18 protein-coding genes are annotated in these 20,742 nt (G+C 67.0%); 10 read left to right on the forward strand and 8 right to left on the reverse strand.

What is annotated here, in order from left to right; all coding sequences use genetic code 11:
• Positions 1–22 precede the first annotated feature (22 nt).
• From BM125_RS10840 to bfr, 4 genes are all read left to right on the forward strand, one after another.
• Positions 23–1,432, forward strand: coding sequence for an O-antigen ligase family protein (locus BM125_RS10840; protein ID WP_092407838.1), 1,410 nt, complete (start codon positions 23–25; stop codon positions 1,430–1,432).
• Between the two features lie 384 nt (positions 1,433–1,816).
• Positions 1,817–2,359, forward strand: a complete 543-nt coding sequence (locus BM125_RS10845; protein WP_092407840.1) for an RNA pyrophosphohydrolase — start codon at positions 1,817–1,819, stop codon at positions 2,357–2,359.
• 80 nt (positions 2,360–2,439) lie between these two features.
• Positions 2,440–2,643, forward strand: coding sequence for a bacterioferritin-associated ferredoxin (locus BM125_RS10850; RefSeq protein WP_092407842.1), 204 nt, complete (start codon positions 2,440–2,442; stop codon positions 2,641–2,643).
• Positions 2,644–2,781: 138 nt separating this feature from the next.
• On the forward strand, positions 2,782–3,252 hold the full coding sequence (gene bfr / locus BM125_RS10855) for a bacterioferritin (RefSeq protein WP_092407844.1): 471 nt from the start codon (positions 2,782–2,784) through the stop codon (positions 3,250–3,252).
• Positions 3,253–3,895: 643 nt separating this feature from the next.
• Here bfr and BM125_RS10865 read toward each other — a convergent pair.
• The 3 genes from BM125_RS10865 to BM125_RS10875 form a co-directional block, all read right to left on the reverse strand.
• On the reverse strand, positions 3,896–6,298 hold the full coding sequence (locus BM125_RS10865; protein ID WP_092407848.1) for a hybrid sensor histidine kinase/response regulator: 2,403 nt from the start codon (positions 6,296–6,298) through the stop codon (positions 3,896–3,898).
• Between the two features lie 8 nt (positions 6,299–6,306).
• Positions 6,307–9,024, reverse strand: a complete 2,718-nt coding sequence (locus BM125_RS10870; protein ID WP_139224962.1) for a GGDEF/EAL domain-containing response regulator — start codon at positions 9,022–9,024, stop codon at positions 6,307–6,309.
• Between the two features lie 75 nt (positions 9,025–9,099).
• Positions 9,100–9,531 (reverse strand): CopD family protein, encoded by a 432-nt coding sequence (locus BM125_RS10875; protein WP_092407852.1) that lies wholly within the window; start codon positions 9,529–9,531, stop codon positions 9,100–9,102.
• A 119-nt stretch (positions 9,532–9,650) separates the two neighbouring features.
• On the opposite strand from BM125_RS10875, the gene BM125_RS10880 reads away from it, so the two are divergent.
• From BM125_RS10880 to BM125_RS10900, 5 genes are all read left to right on the forward strand, one after another.
• Positions 9,651–10,367, forward strand: a complete 717-nt coding sequence (locus tag BM125_RS10880; protein ID WP_092407854.1) for a DUF6776 family protein — start codon at positions 9,651–9,653, stop codon at positions 10,365–10,367.
• Between the two features lie 19 nt (positions 10,368–10,386).
• On the forward strand, positions 10,387–10,818 hold the full coding sequence (locus BM125_RS10885; protein WP_245778892.1) for a bactofilin family protein: 432 nt from the start codon (positions 10,387–10,389) through the stop codon (positions 10,816–10,818).
• A gap of 118 nt (positions 10,819–10,936) precedes the next feature.
• Entirely contained in the window at positions 10,937–11,305 is a 369-nt protein-coding gene (erpA, locus tag BM125_RS10890; protein WP_092407858.1) for an iron-sulfur cluster insertion protein ErpA, read from the forward strand.
• A gap of 85 nt (positions 11,306–11,390) precedes the next feature.
• Complete coding sequence (nudC, locus tag BM125_RS10895; RefSeq protein ID WP_092407860.1) at positions 11,391–12,356, forward strand: NAD(+) diphosphatase; 966 nt, start codon at positions 11,391–11,393, stop codon at positions 12,354–12,356.
• Positions 12,357–12,414: 58 nt separating this feature from the next.
• Positions 12,415–13,296 (forward strand): hypothetical protein, encoded by an 882-nt coding sequence (locus BM125_RS10900; protein WP_092407862.1) that lies wholly within the window; start codon positions 12,415–12,417, stop codon positions 13,294–13,296.
• A gap of 343 nt (positions 13,297–13,639) precedes the next feature.
• On the opposite strand, the gene BM125_RS10905 is transcribed toward BM125_RS10900, so the two are convergent.
• Positions 13,640–15,523 (reverse strand): MFS transporter, encoded by a 1,884-nt coding sequence (locus BM125_RS10905; RefSeq protein ID WP_092407864.1) that lies wholly within the window; start codon positions 15,521–15,523, stop codon positions 13,640–13,642.
• 215 nt (positions 15,524–15,738) lie between these two features.
• On the opposite strand from BM125_RS10905, the gene BM125_RS10910 reads away from it, so the two are divergent.
• Positions 15,739–16,245, forward strand: coding sequence for an ATP-binding protein (locus tag BM125_RS10910; RefSeq protein ID WP_092407866.1), 507 nt, complete (start codon positions 15,739–15,741; stop codon positions 16,243–16,245).
• Positions 16,246–16,325: 80 nt separating this feature from the next.
• Here BM125_RS10910 and purD read toward each other — a convergent pair whose 3' ends face one another.
• From purD to BM125_RS10930, 4 genes are all read right to left on the reverse strand, one after another.
• Positions 16,326–17,606 carry a phosphoribosylamine--glycine ligase gene (gene purD / locus BM125_RS10915; protein WP_092407867.1) on the reverse strand — a complete coding sequence of 427 codons (1,281 nt, stop codon included), beginning with the start codon at positions 17,604–17,606 and terminating at the stop codon, positions 16,326–16,328.
• A 192-nt stretch (positions 17,607–17,798) separates the two neighbouring features.
• Positions 17,799–19,376, reverse strand: coding sequence for a bifunctional phosphoribosylaminoimidazolecarboxamide formyltransferase/IMP cyclohydrolase (purH, locus tag BM125_RS10920; RefSeq protein WP_092407869.1), 1,578 nt, complete (start codon positions 19,374–19,376; stop codon positions 17,799–17,801).
• A 62-nt stretch (positions 19,377–19,438) separates the two neighbouring features.
• Positions 19,439–19,717: a helix-turn-helix domain-containing protein gene (locus tag BM125_RS10925; protein WP_092407871.1), complete on the reverse strand. Its 279-nt coding sequence runs from the start codon at positions 19,715–19,717 to the stop codon at positions 19,439–19,441.
• A gap of 163 nt (positions 19,718–19,880) precedes the next feature.
• Positions 19,881–20,675: a zinc-ribbon and DUF3426 domain-containing protein gene (locus BM125_RS10930; RefSeq protein WP_092407873.1), complete on the reverse strand. Its 795-nt coding sequence runs from the start codon at positions 20,673–20,675 to the stop codon at positions 19,881–19,883.
• Between the last annotated feature and the right edge of the window lie 67 nt (positions 20,676–20,742).

The following is a 20,742-nucleotide window of genomic DNA, read 5'->3' on the forward strand; positions in this document are numbered from 1 at the left end:
CTTGTGGAGCGAGTCTCCAAACATGGTGGCTGATGGCGGAGCGGTGCGTGGCGAGCGTGCGCTGGCGATGTCCGGCGCGTTGCTGCTGCTGGTCTGCTTCTGCAGCGGCGGCAACTCCGCACAAGGGAATTGGGGGACGACGATATCGGGGTTGCTCGCGGTGCCGCTGCTGGTCGTTGCGGCTCATCGGAGCGGCGCGTTCGCACGCAGGGGCCTGGTCCGCTGGGGCGCCCTGGTCGCGGCTGCGATCGGTCTGCTTCCGTTGTTGCAGTTGTTGCCGATTCCGGACTGGTTGTGGAACCTTCCGCTGGCGCGGCGACCCTTGCTGCAGGATCTCGAAGCGGCCGGTATCGTTGCGCCCGATCGTCGCTGGTCGCTGACCCCCGGCGCCACCGAGCGCGATCTATGGTTCCTGCTGCCGGGTCTCGCGCTGTTTTTCTGCGCGCTCGCGGTGCGTCGCAGCGCCTGGCGTCCCATGCTCTGGTTGGTGGTAGGCCTGGCCTTGGCCAACCTCCTGTTCGCGGCGGCGCAGTTCGCTGCCGGCAAGGACAGCATCCTCAACCCGTATCCGGATTTCGCGCCGGCCTGGGGTGGCATTTTCGCCAACACCAATCACCAGGCTGATCTGCTCGTGATCGGCCTGATGCTGGCCCTGATGTTTCTGGCGCATGCCTGGCGGCGCTCTCGCGAGACCGGCCATTTTGGCGTCGCGTTCGTCGTGCCGGCCACGCTCGCGCTGATGTTTGTCGCGGCCTTGCCGGTGGTCGGGTCGCGAGCGGGTGTCATCGTGGCGATGATCATGCTGATGGGCGTGACCCTCGGTTCGGGACTGGCCAGGCTGCGCGCCATCCGAGAAAGCCGCACGCTGCAGATCGGCGCGCTGCTCAGCGTGGTCGTCTTCGTCATTGGTTTGCAGGCTGCGGTGGGCTGGTTGCGGATCGATGCAGGCGATCCGACCGTCAAGTACCCGCGCTCGAGGATGTTGATCGAAACGCTGCGCGTGGGTGCCGAACACGCCCCGCTCGGTGCAGGGGTCGGCGGCTTCATGCCGGCCTACCAGCAAGGGGCGCGCAACGAGGGGCTGATGAATGTCTACGTCAACAACGCCCACAACGATTACGCGCAATGGTGGCTCGAGGCCGGTATCGCCGGCATCGCGATTACCCTGCTCGCCCTCGGCGTGCTGGTTTCGACGCTGATCCGCCTGCTGCGTCTTCCGCCCGGCTCGGGCACGCGCAGCTCCGGGTTGGCGGCGATGATGGGGATCGGTGTGATCGTGCTGCATTCCATGGTGGACTATCCGCTGCGCACCCAGGCCCTGATGGCGATATTCGCGGTGCTGGCCGGCATTGCGGTGGCCGCGGCCAGTGCCGAGCCGGTATCGCCTCGACGCCGCGGCAGGCGTCGTCTCGGCGCAAGCCCGGCGGAGTAAGTGCGGCACGTTGGCGACATGTTCGCCGAAGATCGACGATCTTGTCCCGGAAGGGGCGTGACTTTGGGCGACTGCCACGGCTGGTCCAGGCACCCGCTGTCGTTGCTGCATCGAGCCAGGAACACGCGCGGTCGCCAACAGTCCCATCGGCCCATGCCTGCGCAGGGCGCAGCAATGGACCGGGTGCCTGGGCGTCGCGGGCCTCCTTTTCGCCGGCGGTGACGGTTTGTCGAAGCAGGGTGCAAGATGTGTTGCCTTGCTGCGGCCAATGCCCCTGTGGAAGAATCGCATCAAATGGCGGATTCATGGGGCGACCGGCTGCAAGTGGGCGCTCCACCCGGTTCGGGCTGAATGCGTTCCATTGAAGTTTCCGGGAGTTTTCGCGTGATCGATCCTGATGGCTACCGCCCCAACGTTGGCATCGTCCTGATCCGGGATGACGGTCGCGTGTTCTGGGCGCGTCGGGTCAATCGCGACGGCTGGCAGTTTCCCCAGGGCGGCATGCGCACCGACGAGACGCCGCTGGAGGCCATGTACCGCGAGCTCGAGGAGGAGACCGGCCTGCAGCCCGAGCATGTCGAAGTGCTGGGCGCCACGCCCGGCTGGCTGCGCTACCGCCTGCCGAATCGCTACGTGCGCCACCATGTGCGACCGACCTGCGTCGGCCAGAAGCAGGTCTGGTTCCTGCTGCGCTTCACGGGCGAGGAGGCGCATTTCCGCCTTGATGCCAACGAAAAGCCCGAGTTCGACCTCTGGCGCTGGGTCGATTTCTGGTACCCGAGCGAACATGTGGTCTCGTTCAAGCGCCGCGTCTATGAGCAGGCCCTCAAGCATCTGCTGCCGATGGCCGAAGCGCTGTGCCAGACCCCGCTGCGCAACACCTACCGCGACGACCCGGCCGCCGCCGAGCCGGCATTTTCGCGTTGAGCTGAACGGGTTTCGCTTCGGTAGTTGACAATCATTCGTATTTGCAATTGAATAGAGCCAGTCCCAACAGGGTTCTGGTCATGTACGTGTGTGTCTGCAATGGCATTACCGATCACGCGATCCGCGAGGCCGCGGCGCGCGGTGTCGACACCCTGGAAGAACTGACCATGCGCACCGGCCTTGGCAGCGGCTGCGGCAGTTGTACCGACGTCGCCCGCGAAATCCTTGCCGAAGCCCGCCCGCGCGTCCGCGAGTTTCCGTTGCCGCTGGCCGTCGCGGCCTGAGCGTTCGCCGTTGCATCCCTGATGGCACGCAAAAATGCGTGCGATTCGCGTTCCTGCCGGCGATGCCGGCACGCGTTATAGTCGCGGCCCGAGCCGCCTCGCGGCGTCCGCCCGCCCCCTCGAACGGAGAACGCGCCCATGAAAGGCGATGCCAAGGTCATCGAGCACCTGAACAAGGCGCTGCTCAACGAGCTGACCGCGATCAACCAGTATTTCCTGCACTCGCGCATGTACCGCAACTGGGGCTACGGCGAGCTGGCCGAGCACGAGTACAAGGAATCGATCGACGAGATGAAGCACGCCGATCGCCTGATCGAGCGCATCCTGTTCCTCGACGGTCTGCCGAACCTGCAGAAGCTCGGTAAACTGATGATCGGCGAGAAGCCGAGCGAAGCGCTCGCCTGCGACCTCAAGCTCGAAAAGATGGCGGTACCGGACCTCAAGGAGGCGATCGTCTACTGCGAGAGCAGCGGCGATTTCGTCAGCCGCAAGTTGTTCGTCGACATCCTCGAGTCCGAGGAAGAGCACATCGACTGGCTGGAAACGCAACTCGGCCTGATCGACCAACTCGGTGAGATCAACTACCTGCAGACCAAGATCGGCAGCTGAGCGATCGGCGCCGCTGGCGCGCCGCATGTAGTCCTATCCCGTTCGTGGTGAGCTCGTCGAAGCCTGATCGCGAATGCTCCACTGGATCGGGATGCTGAGGTCGTCCATTGACGGACTCGGAGTCTTTCCCCGCCGGTGATGCGGGGAGGTGTGGATTTCCCGCGGGTCGCCGTTCTTCCTTCGACTTCGCTGCGCTGCGCCCAGAGCCTGCCCCGGACTACGATCCGGGGACGAACGGGGGGTGAGGACCTCTTGTTGTTCCTTCTCCCGCTGGCGGGAGACCAACGCGGCAGGATTGCCGTTTTGCGCAGCGGAGCTGCCCGCGAGTTCAAGTCCCGAAGGGGGATGAGGGTGGGCTTTTGATCTTGGGGAATTGCCCTTCGACTTCGCTGCGCTAAGCTCAGGACGAACGGGGGTGAGGAGCTCTTGTTGTTCCTTCCCCCGCTGGCGGGGGAAGGTGCCCGGAGGGGGGATGAGGGTGGGCTTTTGATCTTGGGGAATTGCCCTTCGACTTCGCTGCGCTACGCTCAGGACGAACGGGGGTTTTTCGGCCCCTGCACTTTTCGAGTGGCTTGAAGCCTGCCCGGGACTACGATCCAGGGACGAGCGGATTTCTTGCGCACGAGCATCCGCGCGGATTGTTTCAGGTCAGGCCAAGGCTGGCGTAGGCGCGAACGACGCGCTGGTATTCGTTGTTGGCGCGCGTGGGCAGGGAGCCGAGTTCGTCGCTGCGTTTGGCGCGGGCGTCGATCTCGGCGCGCTTGGCGAGTTCGGCCAGGGGGAGGGCGCCGAGATTCGCGCTTGAGGACTTCAGCGAGTGGGTGATCTCGGCGATGGCTTCGTGGTCGGTCATGTCGACGGCCTCGCGCAGGCGCTCGAGCAGCTTCGGCGTGTCCTCGAAATAGACGTGCACGAGTCCGGCGAATCCTTCGCCCATGACTTCGAGCAGTTCCTGCACGACGGCCTGGTCGATGGCCGGTGGCATGTTTGCCGTGGCCGGGGTTGGCGCGGGCGCATCGGCGGGCGGTCGGGGTGGCGGCGCAGGTTGTGCCTGGGTCGGCTGGATAGTGATCTGTGCGGCTGCCGGCGTCGCTGCCGGCCTCGACCTTTCGCCGACCGCATCCGGCAGCCAGCGCGCGATGGTTGCCTCGAGCAAGCCGCGATCGAGCGGCTTGGTCAGGTAGTCGTCCATGCCGGCGTCCAGGCATTTCTCGCGATCGCCGACCATGGCATTCGCGGTCATGGCGATGATCGGCAACCGGGGCAGGCCTTGCCGGCGCTCGTCCTCGCGCCGCGTGCGCGCAGCCGTATAGCCGTCCATCACCGGCATCTGGCAATCCATCAGGACCAGGTCATAGGTCGTACGCCCGATCTTGTCCAGGGCGGCGCGGCCGTCGCCGACCATGTCGGCCTCGATGCCGAGCAGCGACAGCAGGCGCAGGGCGACCCGGGCATTGACCGGATTGTCCTCGACCAGCAAGGCGCGACCGTGCAGCTTGCGTGTCGGCAGGGTAGTGGGCTGCTCGAAGGTCGGGTCCGGCGCGCTGGCCAGCATCGGCACATCGTGCTTGACCTCGGCGTGGCCGACGCCGAGCAGGCGATTCAGCGTCTCGCGCAATTCGCGCTCGTCGAAGTTGTCCGACAGCGCGGTCAGCCGCTCGTCGCTGCGCAGGTCCTGGACGCCCTCATCGTGGCCGGCGACGAGGATGCGCAGGCCATCCAGCGATGGATCGCGTCGGATGTTGCGGATCAGGGCCACCGTGGCCGCGCCGACCGAGGCGACATCCACGATCAATACTTCGTACTGCCAGCGTTCGTCCTTGCCCGATGCGGCGCGCAGCTTGCTCAGCGCGTCGACCGCCAGGTTGCTCTGCAGGTGGGTCATGCCGATCTGCTGGACCAGCGCGCCGGTGCGGCGCAGGAAGGCGTCGTCGCTGCTCAGCAGCAGGGCGCGCACGCCGGCCAGGTCGGTGCGCCCGCGCAGGTCGCCGATGGCCTTCTGCAGCGGCACGTTGAACCAGAACACCGAACCGCGATCGAGTTCCGAGCGTACGCCGATCTTGCCCTGCATCAGGTCGACCAGGCGCTTGCAGATGACCAGGCCGAGGCCGGTGCCGCCGTAAACGCGCGTGGTCGAGGCATCCGCCTGGGAAAACGGCTGGAACAGCTTGGCCGCGGCTTCGGGCGAGAGGCCGATACCGGTGTCGCGCACGGCGAAGGTCACTTCGTGGTGGCTGCGCGATTCGCCGCGTTTGCTGATCTGGATGGTGACGCTGCCGCGCTCGGTGAACTTGATCGCATTGCTGACCAGGTTGGTCAGGACCTGGCGCAGGCGCACCGGATCGCCGCGCACGGCGAGGCGCACGGCCGGATCGATGACCACGCCGAGGCGCAGGCCCTTGGCCGTCGCGCTGCCTTCCATCAGGGTCGCAACCGAGTCGACCAGGTCTTTCAGGTTGACGCCGACGCATTCGAGTTCGAGCTTGCTCGCCTCGAGCTTTGAATAGTCGAGGATGTCATCGACGATGCGCAGCAGCTCCAGTGCCGACTGGTGCGCGGTCGCCAGGTAGTCGCGCTGGTCGGGGCGCAGCGGCGTCGAGCGCATCAGTTCGAGCAGCGGCACGATGCCGTTCAGCGGCGTGCGGATCTCGTGGCTCATGGTGGCGAGGAACTCGCCCTTGGCCATCGTCGCGGCTTCGGCCTCCTGGCGGGCGGCGACCAGTTCGCTCTGCATGGCGCGCAGCGATTCGAGCTCGCGCAGGATCGCCGCCGGTACTTCCGGCTCGGCGCGTGCCGTGGCGGCCGCGAATGGCAGCACTTCGGGACGGCGACGGGAGAGGACCAGCGCGACCAGGGCCGCGCCGGCGATGATGGCCGAGGCAATGGCGAGGCCGCCGAGCAGAAGGGTGAGCGGCAGCGCCGGCCGCAGGATCAGGGCGAGGCTGGTCGCCAGCGCGGCCAGGGCCACTGCTGCAATCAGCCATAGTGGCCAGCGGCTCGCGGGAATCTGTGCTGAAACGGGGCCGACAGGGGCGGATCGCTGCATCGCTTGGCTCAGCCGCTGGACGTCTGGAAATCGTAGTTGGTTTCGCGCGTGGCCTGCTGGACGAAGTTGCCCTGGATCAGGTCGATGCCGCTGGCCCAGAGCGAAGCGGCGACGCGCGCCTCTTCGACCCGCGGCGCGATGACCCGGCGTCCGCTGTCGTGGCACAGCTTGACCAGTTCGCGCAGTTCGTTGCGCAGGCCCTCGTCGGCATCGCTGGTGTAGCGTGGCGCCAGCTTGACGTAGTCGACCGGCAGGTTGAGCAGCATCGCGGTGCCCTGCGCACCGGCCTCGAGGCCGGACAGGGTCAGGCTGACCCCCAGTTCCTTCATGGACAGCGCAAACGCCGCATGTTCGGGCAAGGCCTCGGCGGCATCGGTCATGCGCATCTCGAGGGAGATATGCGAGGCCGGCACGCGGTGGGACTCGAGCGCGCTGCGCATCCACTCGACCAGACCCGGGTCGCGCACGCTGCGCGCCGATTGGCTGACGAACAGGCGCAGGTTGCGGCCGTCGCGAAGATGGCTGGCGATGGTGCCGAGGCAGCTGTCGAGCATCCAGCGATCGACCTCGACGATCAACCCGGCCGCTTCCGCCGCTGGCACCAGTTCGCTGGCGGCATAGACCCGATCGCCCACGGTGGGCAGGCGCAACAGCGCCTGGAACTGCTCTTCCTCTTCCCCGTGCAGCGAAACGATCGGCTGGAAGACGACCCGGAAACTCGACTTGTCGAGGGCCACGCGTATCGCCTCGATGACCGCGCTCTGCGCGCTTTCGTCGATGCCGGCCTCGACCACGACCACGCCGGTGCCATCGGGTGCCGCCGCCTCGAGCTGGGCGCGTTCGGCTGCGTCGATCATGGCCTTGGCGTCGCCCGCGGCGACCGCGAACGGGCAGATGCCGATGACCACGCCGAGCGTGCGCGGCGCCCTCGGTGTGCCGAATGCGGTGGTGGCGACGGCCTGGCGAAGCTGCTCGGCCTGCTCGCGCAGCGCGCCCACGGATCGATCCGGGTTGAGCAGCAGGAAGCTGCTGTCGCCGCAGCGGGCGAGCATGTCGTTGCCGCCGAGCCGTTCGCTGACCAGTGCGGTCAGGCGATCCATGAGCTGGCGGAATTCGGAGCGGCCGATGCTGTCGCGCAGGCTGCCCGCGTGCACGAGTTCGATGAACATGAGCCCGCCATCGCGCGTCGCGGCATCCTCCATGGCCAGCATCTCGGTGAGGCGACGGGCCAATTGCGCGGAGTCGTGCACGCCCTTGGCCGCCTCGCGGATCGCCGGCTTGCGCTTGCGCTCGAGCATGCGCGCGCGGCGCACGCGGCTGGTCACCGCGGTGATCAGGTGGCGCGGCGCGATCGGCTTGGTCAGGAAGTCGTCGCCGCCGGCGCTGAGTGCCTCGAAATGCTTGTCGGTGTCGCCTTCACCGGAGAGGAAGACGATCGGCGTCGACAGATAGGCTTCGCGCTCGCGGATCAGTGCGGTCAGCTCCATGCCGTCGCAGACCGGCATGTTGAGATCCATCAGGATCAGGTCGGGCCTGAACTCGTCGAGCTTGTCGAGCACGGCCGAGGCTTCGTTCACGGCCAGGGCCTGCATGCCGTTCTTGCGCAGGATCGATTCGGCGAACAAGGCCTGCGATCGATCGTCCTCGACGATCATGATGCGGAACGGGTCGGCGTTTTCCGCTGCATTCAGTTCGCGCAGCCTGCCCAGCACTTCCTCGGCATTCGCCGGTTGCACGATGAAGGCATCGCAGCCGGCGCGCATCGCCCGCAGGCGCGCCGCCAGGTCGGACTTCTGTTCGCTCAGGGCGATCAGCAGCACGCGCTGGCCGACGCGCGCGCGCGCGGCCCTGACCAGGGCGCCGACCTCCTCGATCGCCTCCTGGAAAATGCCGTCGAGGACGACAAGCGACGGCGCCGAGCGACTCAGCAGGTCCTTGAGTTCCTCGAGGCTTGCGGGCAGGTCGAGCTCGTAGCCCTGGGCACGCAGCTGAAGGTCGACCTCTGCAGCCATCGCGCTGCCGTCCGCCATGTGGCAGGCACGCCGATGCGTGGCCTCGGACGCCACCTCGCCGGAATCGCTGCCGCCGGCAACGATTGGTCCGTTGGCGACGGCCGCGCTTGGCGGCGCAGACGGCGGGTTCGCGGCGGGCGGCGTGGTCGCGGCCGGCGACGGGATCGTGACGGGTTCGGGCGTGCTGACCGGGCGCGGCGCAGCAGGCGCGGCGTCCGCTTCGGGCGGGGCGGCGTGCGCAGTCGCGCTGCGCCGGGCCGCCGCCAGCGTGCTGAAGCGTTTCCAGTAGTCGGCGGGCGGCCGCACCAGCAGCGGAAATCCGTTGGTTTCGGCCGCCGCATAGCCGAACAGTCGGGCCTCTTCGGCCGGCTGCGCGATGCCCGTGGAGGTCGACTCGCCGCCGCCGAGTCTGGCCAGGTGGCGCTGGATCTCGATCAGGGCCTCGGCATCGGGAATGCTGGGCGGATCGAGCAGGGTCCACAGGGACTCGGCCAGATCCTCGAGGCGATTCGCCGTCGTCGCGTTGCCGAGCAGGTGGCAGGTGCTGGCCAGCGCCTCGGCGTCTTCAGCCAGCAACAGGGCCGTGTTGATGTCCCAGTCGCCCTGGCACAGGTGCTTGCCGCGCTGGCACAGATCGCCCGTCCGCATCGGGATCTGGGTGGCGTAGGCGACCCGCGAGCGCGGCCGCCGGGCAATGGATTCCCTAACCTGCATGGGTCCCCCCGTGGAACCTGGCCCGACTATACCAGTGCATTGGGGAGGCCCTGAACACGTGGTGCAACCGTCGCATCAGAACGGCTTGACCACGACCAGCACGACGATCGCGATCAGCAGCAGCGCCGGGATCTCGTTGAACAGGCGCAGCCAGCGGCTCGAGCGTGTGTTCCGGTCGGCGGCAAAGCGCCGGACCATGACGACCAGCATCGCGTGGTAGCCGACCAGGCAGGCCACCAGCAGCATCTTGCAATGGAACCAGAGGCCGCTGGTCAGCAGCGCCGGCGCATGCCGCAGCCACCAGACCATCAGGGCGATGCCGAAGGCCAGGGCCAGCGCTCCGCCGACGTGGGTGATCATGAGCAGGCGGCGCTGCATGATCTTGAGGCGCTCGCGGACCACCGCTTCGCTGGCTTCCACGTGATAGACGAACAGGCGGGGCAGATAGAACAGACCGGCGAACCAGGTCACCACGAAAATCACGTGAAACGCCTTCAGCCAGAGCATGTTTGTCGTCTGCGCGTTAACATGCCGGCAGTATAACTGCGCTTGACGCCGCTCCGCGGGGCTGGCTATAAGCGCAATCCCATTTCCTTTCCGTGTTTTGCCAGGATCGCCCGATTCCGATGGCTCCGCCGCGCTTCGTCATTCGCCAGGTCAACCCGACGCGCTCGCGCTGGGTCTGGCTGTTCGCGGCCCTGATCTGGCTCGGTTCGCTGACCGTCGCCGTGGTCGTGACCGGTCTGGTGCTGGTGCCGCGCGAGCCGAGCGAAGCGGCGCGAGCAGCGGTCGACGATCTCGATACCAATGCGCTGAAGATGCGCATCGCCGTGCTCGAGCGCTCCGAACAGGTGGCCAAGGCGGCGCTCGGCGACCTGCAGCGCACCCTGCGCGACCGCGAGGAGGAAATCGCCGGCGTACGGGCCGACCTGGCCTTCTACGGACGCCTGGTCGGCGGAGCCAAGCGCGAGGGGCTGGCCGTGCATGCGCTGTCGCTGAAGCCGGTGCCCGACTCGCGGGCGTGGAATTTTTCCGCGACCCTGACCCAGAATTTCAAGCGTGGCCCGGAGACGCACGGTCGGCTGACGCTCGAGGTTTCCGGCATCGCCGATGGCAAACTGGTCACGTACGACTGGAAAGCGCTGACCCAGCAGTCCGGAAATCCCGGAATCGAGTATGCGTTCAAGTATTTCCAGCAGGTTAACGGCACCATCATGCTGCCGGAAGGCTTCGAGCCCAACCGCGTGCGCGCAATCGCGGACGGCGATGGCAATCGAAGCGAGCAGGAATTCTCATGGGACGACGCGGCGAAAGCCGAGGAGACAGACGATGTTCGGCAGTGACAAGCGAGGGAACCGTTCAATGGCCGCGATCACGACCCTGGTGGCCGAGGGAACGACGATCCGCGGCGACATCGAATTCAGCGGTGGCCTGCACATGGATGGCTCCGTCGAAGGGTCGATCAGCGCGCAGGGCGACAAGGCCGTGCTGACCCTGAGCGAAAAGGGCCGGGTGCACGGCGAGATTCGCGCCCCGAATGCGGTCATCAATGGCCAGGTCAAGGGCGACATCATCGTTTCCGAGCGCCTGGAACTGGCCGCCAATGCGCGCATCGACGGCAACGTCTACTACAAGGTGCTGGAGATGGCCGCCGGCGCCCAGCTCAACGGCAAGATGATCTACCAGGCCGAGCCCCAGCGGCAGCTGAGCGGTCCGAAAGCCGCGGAAACGGACGAGACGGACCCTCCGGCCACGGGCAAGGATTCCCGGGTCAAGTCGACGCAGGCGGCCTGATGCCGACTTCGCCCGGTCACGTGGCGCCCCGTGCCGTGGCTGCGGCGCTTGAATCCTGCGCAACCGCCTCGATCTGCAAGGGTCAGATGATCGTGTCAATTTCAGCCTGGCCTTGCGCATGAACAGCGACTCCGTCCCGACCTATCTCGACAGCGCCGACGCGCCGATGGTGTTCACCGCGGCTGCGGCGGGCAAGGTCACCGAACTGATTGCCGAGGAAGGCAATCCCGAGCTCAAGCTGCGTGTATACATCAGCGGCGGCGGCTGTTCGGGCTTCCAGTACGGCTTCACCTTCGACGAAGAGCGCGCCGAGGACGACCTGGCCATCGAGCGCGATGGCGTGGTCCTGCTGGTCGATCCGCTCAGCCTGCAGTACCTGGCCGGAGCCGAGATCGACTACTCCGAGTCGCTGACCGGCGCCCAGTTCGTCATCCGCAACCCGAACGCGAAGACGACCTGCGGATGCGGATCATCGTTCGCCGTCTGAGCATTGCGCCTGCGGGCATTCGCGACGGCGCGTGGCATCGCGGCCGGCATCGTCGGCGACTGCGCGAGCGCGGGCCGGGCACCCCATGAGCGCCGACCAGCGCAGCCGCCGAAACGTCTTCGCCGGCCTGGCCCTGGACCGCTGCAGCGAACGTCGGCTCGATCACGCGTGGTTCGAGAGCCAACTGGGCCACGCCGGCGCACGCTTCCTCGTGCTCGATACCGACGGCAAGGCCCTGGTCGACGCGGGTGCGAGCGCCTTGCGCTTCCTCGACGGCGGCGAACGTGCTGACCTGCTGGCCGCGGTCCGGCCTTCACTGCTCGGCCTGGATGCGCAGCACACACCCTACTTCCTGCTCAGCGCCGAAGCCGGCGAGGCCGCCACGCTGGCCACGAACTTCAGCTCGCGCTATCTCGACCTGCGCCGCGCCGGACTCGGCCTGCCGGCATTCGAAGCCGGCCTGTTCGCCTATGCGCGTGGCCTGGCGCACTGGCAATCGCGCACGCGCTGGTGCAGCGCCTGCGGCAGCGAACTGAGCCTCGAATGGGCCGGACATCGCGCCCGCTGCACCAACCCAGCCTGTGGCATCGAACATTTCCCGCGGACCGATCCGGCCATCATCGTCATCGTCACCTGGCGCGATGCCTGCCTGCTCGGTCGACAGGCGAGTTGGCCCGCGGGCCGCTATTCGACCCTGGCCGGATTCGTCGAACCGGGTGAAACCCTCGAGGACGCCGTGCGCCGCGAGGTCTTCGAGGAAGCCGGCGTGCGCGTGGTCGATTGCGATTACCACTCCTCGCAACCCTGGCCGTTTCCGTCATCGCTGATGCTCGGATTCACCGCGCGCGCGGACGATCCGAGCATCGCCGTCGGCGACGAGATCGACGAGGCGCGCTGGTTCGAAGTCGATGAATTCGTCGCCGATCTCGAAGCGGGACGGCTCGGCCTGCCGCCGCCGTTGTCGGTGTCCTATCGCCTGATCGAGCATTGGCTCAGGCAGGCCGGCGGTCTTGAGCTCAGCGAACTGAAGGCGCCGGCGACCTGGGCCTGACTGGACGCGGAAGCTGCGCGGGCTACAATCCTGACCACGAACGCCAACGCCGGATCCCATGGCCACGACCCTGATCGCGATTCTCATCGTGCTGCTGTCAACGCATGCATTGCCGGATCTGGCCCGCTTTCGGAACTTTTCCTGGCTGCGTGACTGGCTGCAGCCGGTCGATGGGAGAGCGGCAGGCGACGTGCGCGTGCGCACCTTGCTGGTGGCCGCATCGCTGGTCGTCCTGACCGGCCTGATCCAGGCCGCCCTGCATCGACACTGGTTCGGTTTGCTCGAACTGGCCTTCATGGTCGTCGTGCTGTTCATGTGCTGGGGGCCGCGCGATCTCGATGCCGACATCGAAGCGGTGCTCAAGGCGCCGGACAGCGCACGGCGCCGTGAGGCGGCCCAGTTCCTCGGTGACGGCGTCAGCCAGGAATCGATCCCGTTCAATGCCGCGGGCCTGATCGAGGCCAGTTTCGCCGCCGCCCTTTCGCGCCGCTTCGGCGTGCTGTTCTGGTTCGCCGTGCTCGGCCCGGTCGGCGCCCTGGCCTATCGGCTCGTGCAGCAACTGGCGCGCTCGCCGGCCTTCGCCGAAGCGATCGGCGATTCGCGCATGCGTTTCGAACGCGCCGCCCTGATCATGGATTGGGCGCCGGCCCACCTGCTTGCCTGGTCGCTGGCCCTGGTTTCGGATTTCGATGCCATCGTCAGTGCGTGGCGCGACTACCACCACGCCCACGGCCAGGGCTATTTCACGCTCGATCTCGGCTTCCTGGCGGTGATCGCACGGGCTGGTATCGATGCCGATGTCGCCGCCGGTGACGGCGGCGAAGAAAGCGTCGGCGACCCGCTCGCCGAACTGGCCGATACCCAGATTGTCCTGCGCCGCGTGCTGTATGTCTGGTTGGCCGTGATCGCGGTCATCGTGCTCGGCGGCTGGGCGACCTGATGATTGGCCCCCTGGAAAGTATCAGCGCAATTCGACTCCGGCCCAAGGGAGAAGGAACGATCGGAGAGGCTGCAGCGTGAAGCGCCTCTCCCGCTGGCGGGAGAGGCTGCCGACAGGCTGGTGAGGGTGGGCGGCAGAGCACGCTTTGGACCCTTCTCCCGCCGGGAGAAGTTGGCGCGCAGCGCCGGATGTGGGTACTCCGTGGCGTCGACATCGCGCCTCGCACGGACCCTCATCCGCCTTCGGCACCTACTCCCAGGGGGAGAAGGAAAGGCACGCTGCAGAGCGCGCTTTGGGCCCTTCCCCCGCCGGGAGAAGGAAAGGCGCGTCGCAATGAGCCGCCTCAGGCCCAGGCGCCGCGCAGCTCGCGCACGCGCTGCTCGAGCGTAGCGGCGCTGGCTTCGGTCGGTGCGACCGGTTCGCCGACGGCGAGCACGATGCGCGACCAGAACCGCCGCGGCAGGCGCATGCGCCCCGGCGCACTGTCGCGACGGCTGAAGATGCTGCCCCACAGGCCCCGGATCGCGAGCGGGATGACCGGCACCGCGCGCTGCGCGAGGATGCGCTCGACGCCGGGCCGGAAGGTCGCGATCTCGCCATCCGCGGTCAGGCCGCCCTCCGGGAAGATGCAGACGATCTCGCCTTCGGCCAGGGCGCGGTCGATTTCGGCGAAGGCCTTTTCGAGCAGGCCCGGATCCTCCTTGGCCGAGGCGATCGGAATGGCCTTGGCGGTGCGGAAGATGAAGCGCATCACCGGGATGTTGAAGATCTTGTAGTACATGACGAAGCGCGAGGGCCGGCGCACGCTGCCGGCGACGATCAGCGCGTCCATGTAGCTGACGTGGTTGCAGACGAGCAGGGCAGGCCCATGCTCGGGAATGCGGTCGAGCCCTTCGGTGCGGATCCGGTACAGCGTGTTGATCAGGATCCACGAAAGGAACCGCATGAGGAACTCGGGGACCAGCGTGTAGATGTAGATGGCCACGGCGGCATTCAGCACGGCCACGGCCAGGAAGATCTGCGGAATCGAAAAGCCGAGCGCGGTCAGGCCCAGGCCGAGGCCGGCCGACACCACCATGAACAATGCATTGAGGATGTTGTTGCCGGCGATCACGCGCGAGAGTTCGCTGCGGTCGGTGCGGCTCTGCACGAGGGCGAACAGCGGCACGATGAAGAGGCCGGCGAAGAGGCCGATCAGGAGCAGGTCGATGACGATGCGCGGGCTGCCAGCGGCGCCGAGGAAGCCCATCACGGTCAGGCCGTGGGCGCTGGCCGCGACGGGGCGCGCGAAGAACAGGTCGACCGCGAAAACGGTCATGCCGATCGAGCCGAACGGCACCAGGCCGATCTCGACCTTGTGGCCGGACAGGCGTTCGCAGAGCAGTGAGCCGATGCCGACACCGACCGAGAACAGGGCCAGGGTCAGGTTGAGCACGCCTTCGCCGCCGCCGAGGAAGGTCTGCGTGTAGGCCGGCAGCTGGGCCGTGAACACGGTGCCGAAAAACCAGAACCACGAGATGCCGAGGATGGCGTTGAAGATGGTGCGGTCCTTGACCACGTAGCGCAGCACGCGCAGCGTTTCGCTGGCCGGATTCCAGTTGAACTTGAGGTCCGGCGCGGTGGCCGGCGCCGGAGGGATCGCGCGGCTTACCAGGTAGCCGATCACGGCCACGCCGACGACGAGGATCGAAGCCGCGGTGGTACCGAAATCGCCGAGCGCCATCAGCGAACCGCCGGCCATCATGCCGATCAGCACGGCCATCGAGGTACCCATCTCGACCAGGCCATTGCCGCCGACCAGTTCGTCGATATGCAGCGCCTGCGGCAGGATCGCGTATTTGATCGGGCCGAAAACGGTCGAATGCAGGCCCATCAGGAACAGCACGACGAACAGAAGCCAGACCTGGTGGGCGTGGAACGCATAAACCGCCATCAGCATCGCCGCGATCTCGAACAGCTTGACGTAGCGGATCAGGCGGGTCTTTTCGAACTTCTCGGCGATCTGTCCGGCCGTCGCCGAGAACAGGAAGAACGGCAGGATGAACACGGCCGGCGCGATCATTGCGTAGAAGCTGACCGCCTCGATGGCCAGGCCGAGATGGAAGCCGATCAATACGACCATGCCCTGGCGAAAGGCGTTGTCGTTGAAGGCGCCGAGTGCCTGGGTCGTGAAGAACGGCGCAAAGCGCCGCTTGCCGAGCAGGGTGAACTGGCTGTGTTCGGACATGGGCGCGGATGGCTGTGCGGGGACGGTGCCGGCAATTTAGCAGAGGCGCGCGGCAGGGCAATGCCGGGAATGCGGAACCCGTGCGGGATTGGCCCGGCGGTCGGGTGTATCTTCGCTCGCGTGCAGGGCGGGAACCGGACGCGCGTCGAAGGGTGGCCGCACCGGTTTGCCAGCCTGGCGCGCTTCGTCCACGATGAACCGGGGAGGGTTCAAGCATGGCGGAAAACGACCGACAGCATCTGCCGCGAACCGCGGCGGCAAGTCGATGGCGCTATCGCGTGGGGCGCGAGCGTGGCGCGATCGGTCGTTTTGCCGACGCCCTCGAGCACGACCTGGTCGCGGCCGGGGTCGCCGAATCGGTGCGCCAGACCCTGGCCACCGTGCTCGATGAGCTGCTGGCCAACGTCCTCATGCACGCCCAGTCCGCGCGTGGCCCCGTGCATGTGCATCTGCGCCGGCGCAAGGATGACCTGATCGTGCGGCTTCGCTACTGCGCAACGGCATTCGATCCGACAGCGATCGCGGCGGCGCAGATGCCGGCCTCACTGGCCGCCGCCACACCGGGCGGTGTCGGCATCGCCATGGTCCGCGCGATGACGCGCGAATTCGTCTACGCGTTCCGACGCGGCGAAAACCACCTGCGCGTGCGTGTGGCGCTCCAGACAGCGGGAATAGGGAATGGGGAGCGCGGGAATGGGGAATGGGGAATAGGGAATCGTTAAAGGCAAGGGCAAGAGCTACAGCAAGAGCAAGCGCAAAAGGCAAAAGCGAAGAGCGCTCCGCTTGAACCATTCCCCATTCCCTATTCCCGACTGAGCGCTCGGTGGCCAATGTCGCGCCGGTGGAAGGCGCCTTCGAAGCGCAGCCTGGCCAGGGCCGCGTAGGCGCGTTCGCGGGCGGCGCCGATGTCGCTGCCGAGGGCGCAGACGGTGAGGACGCGTCCGCCGGCCGTGACCACCTGGCCGTCGCGCTCGCGCGTGCCGGCATGGAAGACCTTGGTGTCCTTGCCGAAGTCGGTGTCGAGGCCGTCGATCGGATCGCCGCTGCGGACCTTGCCCGGGTATCCGTGCGCGGCCATGACCACGCCGATCGCCGGACGCGGGTCCCATTGCACGTGCATGCCCTTGAGCCGGCCGGCCAGCGCCGATTCGATCAGTTCGACCAGATCGGACTGCAGGCGCAGCATGATCGGCTGTGTTTCCGGATCGCCGAAGCGCACGTTGAATTCGATGACCTTCGGCGCGCCGTGACGGTCGATCATCAGGCCGGCGTAGAGGAAGCCGATGAATGGCGCACCTTCGGCGGCCATGCCGGCCAGGGTCGGCCGGATCACCTCGTCCATGATGCGACGATCGACTTCGGGCGTGACCACCGGCGCAGGCGAATAGGCGCCCATGCCGCCGGTGTTCGGTCCGGTATCGGCCTCGCCGACGCGCTTGTGATCCTGGCTGGTCGCCATTGGCAGTGCGTTCTGGCCGTCGGAGATGACGATGTAGCTGGCCTCCTCGCCCTCGAGGAATTCCTCGATGACCACGCGCGCCGAGGCATCGCCGAGCGAGTGCGCCCCGAGCATGTCGTGCAGCGCCTGCTCGGCATCACCGAGGGTCAATGCAACGACCACGCCCTTGCCGGCGGCAAGCCCGTCGGCCTTGATGACGATCGGTGCGCCGTGCTTGCGCACGTAGGCCAGGGCCGGTTCGAGATCGGTGAACACGGCATGCCGCGCGGTCGGAATGTTGTGGCGGGCGAGGAAGGCCTTGGCGTAGGCCTTCGATCCTTCCAGCTGCGCCGCGATGCGACGCGGCCCGAAGCAGGCGAGGCCGGCGGCACGGAACCGGTCGACGACGCCGAGCACGAGCGGAATCTCCGGACCGACCACGGTCAGGTCGATCTTCTCGCGCCGCGCCAGCGCGAGCAGTCCGTCGATGTCGTTGACCGCCACATCGGCATTGCGCATGCGCGGCTCGTGCGCGGTGCCGGCATTGCCCGGTGCCACGACGACTTCGGTGACGCGCCTGGACTGGGCCAGTTTCCAGGCCAGCGCATGCTCGCGCCCACCGGAGCCCACAACCATGATTTTCATGGTTGCGGGATTCGGGATTTGGGATTCGGGATTCGAAAGAGCACGGGCGTCATGTCACTCGTTGTCATAGGGGCAGTGTCAGTGTGCTGTGATGGGTCGGCGTGAGATCAGAGCCGGCGATGGCCACAAACTCTGGCATGACCCATCGAATCCCGAATCCCCAATCCCGAATCCCGGCACTAGCGCGCCGCGCTAGTGCCTGAAATGCCTCACCCCGGTGAACACCATGGCCATGTCGTGTTCGTCGGCGGCGACGATCACTTCGTTGTCGCGCATCGAACCGCCGGGCTGGATGACCGCGCGGATGCCGGCCTGGGCGGCCATGTCGATGCCGTCGCGGAACGGAAAGAAGGCATCCGAGGCCATCACGCTGCCGGGGACGCTGAGCCCGGCTTCCTCGGCCTTGATCGCGGCGATGCGGGCGCTGATCACGCGGCTCATCTGGCCGGCGCCGATGCCGATGGTGCGGCTCTCGCGGGCATAGACGATGGCATTGGATTTCACGTACATCGATACGTGCCAGGCGAACAGCAGGTCGCGCAGTTCGTCGGCGTTCGGCACGCGCCTGGAGACGACCTTGAGGTCAGTCAGCATCAGGGTGTCGCGATCCGCGTCCTGGGCCAGCATGCCGCCGGCGATGCGCTTGTAGTCGACCGACTGGCCCGATTGTTCCGGCCAGTCGCCGGTGGCCAGCAGGCGCACATTCGGCTTCTTCGCGAAAGCGGCCAGTGCGGCATCTTCGACGCCCGGCGCAATCACGACTTCGACGAACTGGCGCTCGAGGATCAGTGCGGCCGTCTCTGCGTCGAGCCGGTGGTTGAAGGCGATGATGCCGCCGAAGGCCGACACCGGATCGCAGGCGTAGGCGTGCTCGTAGGCCTCGCGCACGCTGGCGCCGAGGGCGACGCCGCATGGATTGGCGTGCTTGACGATGACGCAGGCCGGCGTGCGCTGGAACGCCTTGACGCACTCGAGCGCGGCATCGGCGTCGGCGAGGTTGTTGTAGGACAGTTCCTTGCCGGCCAGTACCTGGGCCGTGGCAATGGTGCCGCGCGGCGCATTGCGTTCGACGTACAGCGCTGCGGCCTGATGCGGATTCTCGCCGTAACGGAGGATGCGCTTGCGCTCGTAGGCGAGGTGCAGGTTCGGCGGGAACGGCTCGCTGTTCTCGCCCTGGGTTCGGGCGCCGAGCCAGCTGGCGACGCGGCCGTCGTAGGTGGCGGTATGGGCGTAGGCCTTGGCCGCGAGGCGCCGACGCAACTCGATCGGGGTGCCGCCATGGGCCAGCGCATCGAGCACTTCGGCATAGTCGGCCGGATCGCACAGCACGATCACGTGTTCGTGGTTCTTGGCCGCCGCGCGCAGCATGGCCGGGCCGCCGATATCGATGTTCTCGATGGCCTCCTCGAGGCTGCAATCAGGACGTGCCGTGACCGTGTCGAAGGGATAGAGGTTGACCACGAGCAGATCGATCGCGGCAATACCGTGTTCGGCCATGACCGCGTCGTCGGTGCCGCGGCGGCCGAGCAGGCCGCCATGCACGAGCGGGTGCAGGGTCTTGACGCGGCCGTCCATGATCTCCGGGAAACCGGTCAGGGCGCTGACCTCGGTCACCGGCAGGTGCGCACCACGCAGGGTCTGCGCGGTACCGCCGGTGGAAACGAGGCTGATGCCCAGCGCATCGAGGCCGCGAGCGAGGTCGCAGAGGCCGGACTTGTCGGACACGCTGAGCAGCGCGCGGCGGGCGGGGGCAAGCGGAGTTTCGAACATCGGTCAGCCGGAGGCGGTCTTGCAATCGCGCAGTATAGCGGCGCAGGGGGCGCGGAAGTCGCTCAACTGAGGCCGTACTGCTGGAGCTTCTTGCGCAGGGTCGCGCGATTGATGCCGAGCGCGGCGGCGGCGCGGCTCTGGTTGCCGCCATACCAGTCCATGACTTCCCGCAGCAGCGGCTGCTCGACTTCGCCGAGCACGAGCGCATGCAGTCCCTCGGTTGGCTGCGACTCGACATCGCTCAGATAGCGCCGGACGGCGCGTGCGACGCATTCGCGCAAGGCGGGTTGCAAGGCGGAATCGTGCGCGGCGTCAACGCGCAACGGAGAAACGGCATTCACGGAAATCGGGCCCCCGAGGCTTGTTCTTGTCGTGACGGCGCCACGTGAACTCCTGATTTCGCGTGGCGGGTCGTGGATAGTAGCGCCACGCGAGGCGCTTGATAAGTGCTGTTTGTCGTTTCCGGTGAATTCGGTAACCGAACGGAACGGATTCGCCGGGCTTCTATTCGAACTTGAATTCGAACGCGACCGCGCTCTTGCCCGGATCGGCGACCTCGAACACGAGCGGCGCCTTGGCCTCGGGAGCGAGGCCCCGGGCCAGCGCGCGCGGGTCGCTGATGTACTCGCCGGGCAGGAAGCGGCGCATCGCAATGCGTTGTTCGTCGAGATCGGACAGGGTGATTTCGACGACTGGAAACGGTTGGGCGAAGTCTGCGGCGTTCTGCAGGGTGGCCGATATGATCAGCGCGCCCGGCACCGACGGGTGCGGCCGGATGTCGCGCGAGGCTAGTTGCAGCAGATCATCATCGCGACGCAGCGGCAGCCGGCAGCCGAGGGTTGCGCAGGCGCTCTCGACCCACGGCCGCAGGCTCGAATCGTTGATCCACAGATCGCGTTCGGCCCAGGCGATTTCCCCGCCCAGCAACAGGGTCAGGACCAGGCTGCCGACGATCCAGCGACCATTGTGCTGCGGCCGGTGGTGGCGCCGATGGCGGGTGAATTGCGGTGGGCCCGAAGCGCGCTCGTGCGCCCGCGGGCGATCCTGCGGGTCGAAATTCAGCGACCCCTGCGGACCCCGGTTGGGGCGAAACACCGGTAGGCCGAGTTGCGGCGGCGTGGCCTGTTCGGCATGGCGTTCAAGCTTGCCGATCGGTTCGGCCGGCAACTGCTCGCTCAGCGTCGGCAGGGCATCGAAGACGGCATTGCAGTGCGAGCACCGAACGGCCGCATGCGCGGCGGCCAACTCGGCGCTGCCGAGCTTGAACACGGTCAGGCATTCGGGGCATTGGGTGTACATGTCTGGATTCTAGCGGCTGGCGCGCATCGACGGAGCGACTGGCGTCTCGATCCGGCCGATGGTTTCG

This window comes from Dokdonella immobilis, from assembly GCF_900115085.1.
GTDB classification, from domain to species: Bacteria; Pseudomonadota; Gammaproteobacteria; order Xanthomonadales; family Rhodanobacteraceae; genus Dokdonella; species Dokdonella immobilis.

Excerpts from the sequence above, each read along its gene's own strand:
- BM125_RS10870 (WP_139224962.1), bottom strand. The coding sequence starts at position 9,024 with ATGCAGGTTAGGGAATCCATTGCCCGGCGGCCGCGCTCGCGGGTCGCC.
- bfr (WP_092407844.1), top strand. The coding sequence starts at position 2,782 with ATGAAAGGCGATGCCAAGGTCATCGAGCACCTGAACAAGGCGCTGCTC.
- BM125_RS10885 (WP_245778892.1), top strand. The coding sequence starts at position 10,387 with ATGGCCGCGATCACGACCCTGGTGGCCGAGGGAACGACGATCCGCGGC.
- BM125_RS10910 (WP_092407866.1), top strand. The coding sequence starts at position 15,739 with ATGGCGGAAAACGACCGACAGCATCTGCCGCGAACCGCGGCGGCAAGT.
- BM125_RS10850 (WP_092407842.1), top strand. The coding sequence starts at position 2,440 with ATGTACGTGTGTGTCTGCAATGGCATTACCGATCACGCGATCCGCGAG.
- BM125_RS10900 (WP_092407862.1), top strand. The coding sequence starts at position 12,415 with ATGGCCACGACCCTGATCGCGATTCTCATCGTGCTGCTGTCAACGCAT.
- BM125_RS10930 (WP_092407873.1), bottom strand. The coding sequence starts at position 20,675 with ATGTACACCCAATGCCCCGAATGCCTGACCGTGTTCAAGCTCGGCAGC.
- purD (WP_092407867.1), bottom strand. The coding sequence starts at position 17,606 with ATGAAAATCATGGTTGTGGGCTCCGGTGGGCGCGAGCATGCGCTGGCC.
- BM125_RS10840 (WP_092407838.1), top strand. The coding sequence starts at position 23 with ATGGTGGCTGATGGCGGAGCGGTGCGTGGCGAGCGTGCGCTGGCGATG.
- BM125_RS10875 (WP_092407852.1), bottom strand. The coding sequence starts at position 9,531 with ATGCTCTGGCTGAAGGCGTTTCACGTGATTTTCGTGGTGACCTGGTTC.
- BM125_RS10905 (WP_092407864.1), bottom strand. The coding sequence starts at position 15,523 with ATGTCCGAACACAGCCAGTTCACCCTGCTCGGCAAGCGGCGCTTTGCG.
- nudC (WP_092407860.1), top strand. The coding sequence starts at position 11,391 with ATGAGCGCCGACCAGCGCAGCCGCCGAAACGTCTTCGCCGGCCTGGCC.
- BM125_RS10880 (WP_092407854.1), top strand. The coding sequence starts at position 9,651 with ATGGCTCCGCCGCGCTTCGTCATTCGCCAGGTCAACCCGACGCGCTCG.
- BM125_RS10865 (WP_092407848.1), bottom strand. The coding sequence starts at position 6,298 with ATGCAGCGATCCGCCCCTGTCGGCCCCGTTTCAGCACAGATTCCCGCG.
- erpA (WP_092407858.1), top strand. The coding sequence starts at position 10,937 with ATGAACAGCGACTCCGTCCCGACCTATCTCGACAGCGCCGACGCGCCG.
- purH (WP_092407869.1), bottom strand. The coding sequence starts at position 19,376 with ATGTTCGAAACTCCGCTTGCCCCCGCCCGCCGCGCGCTGCTCAGCGTG.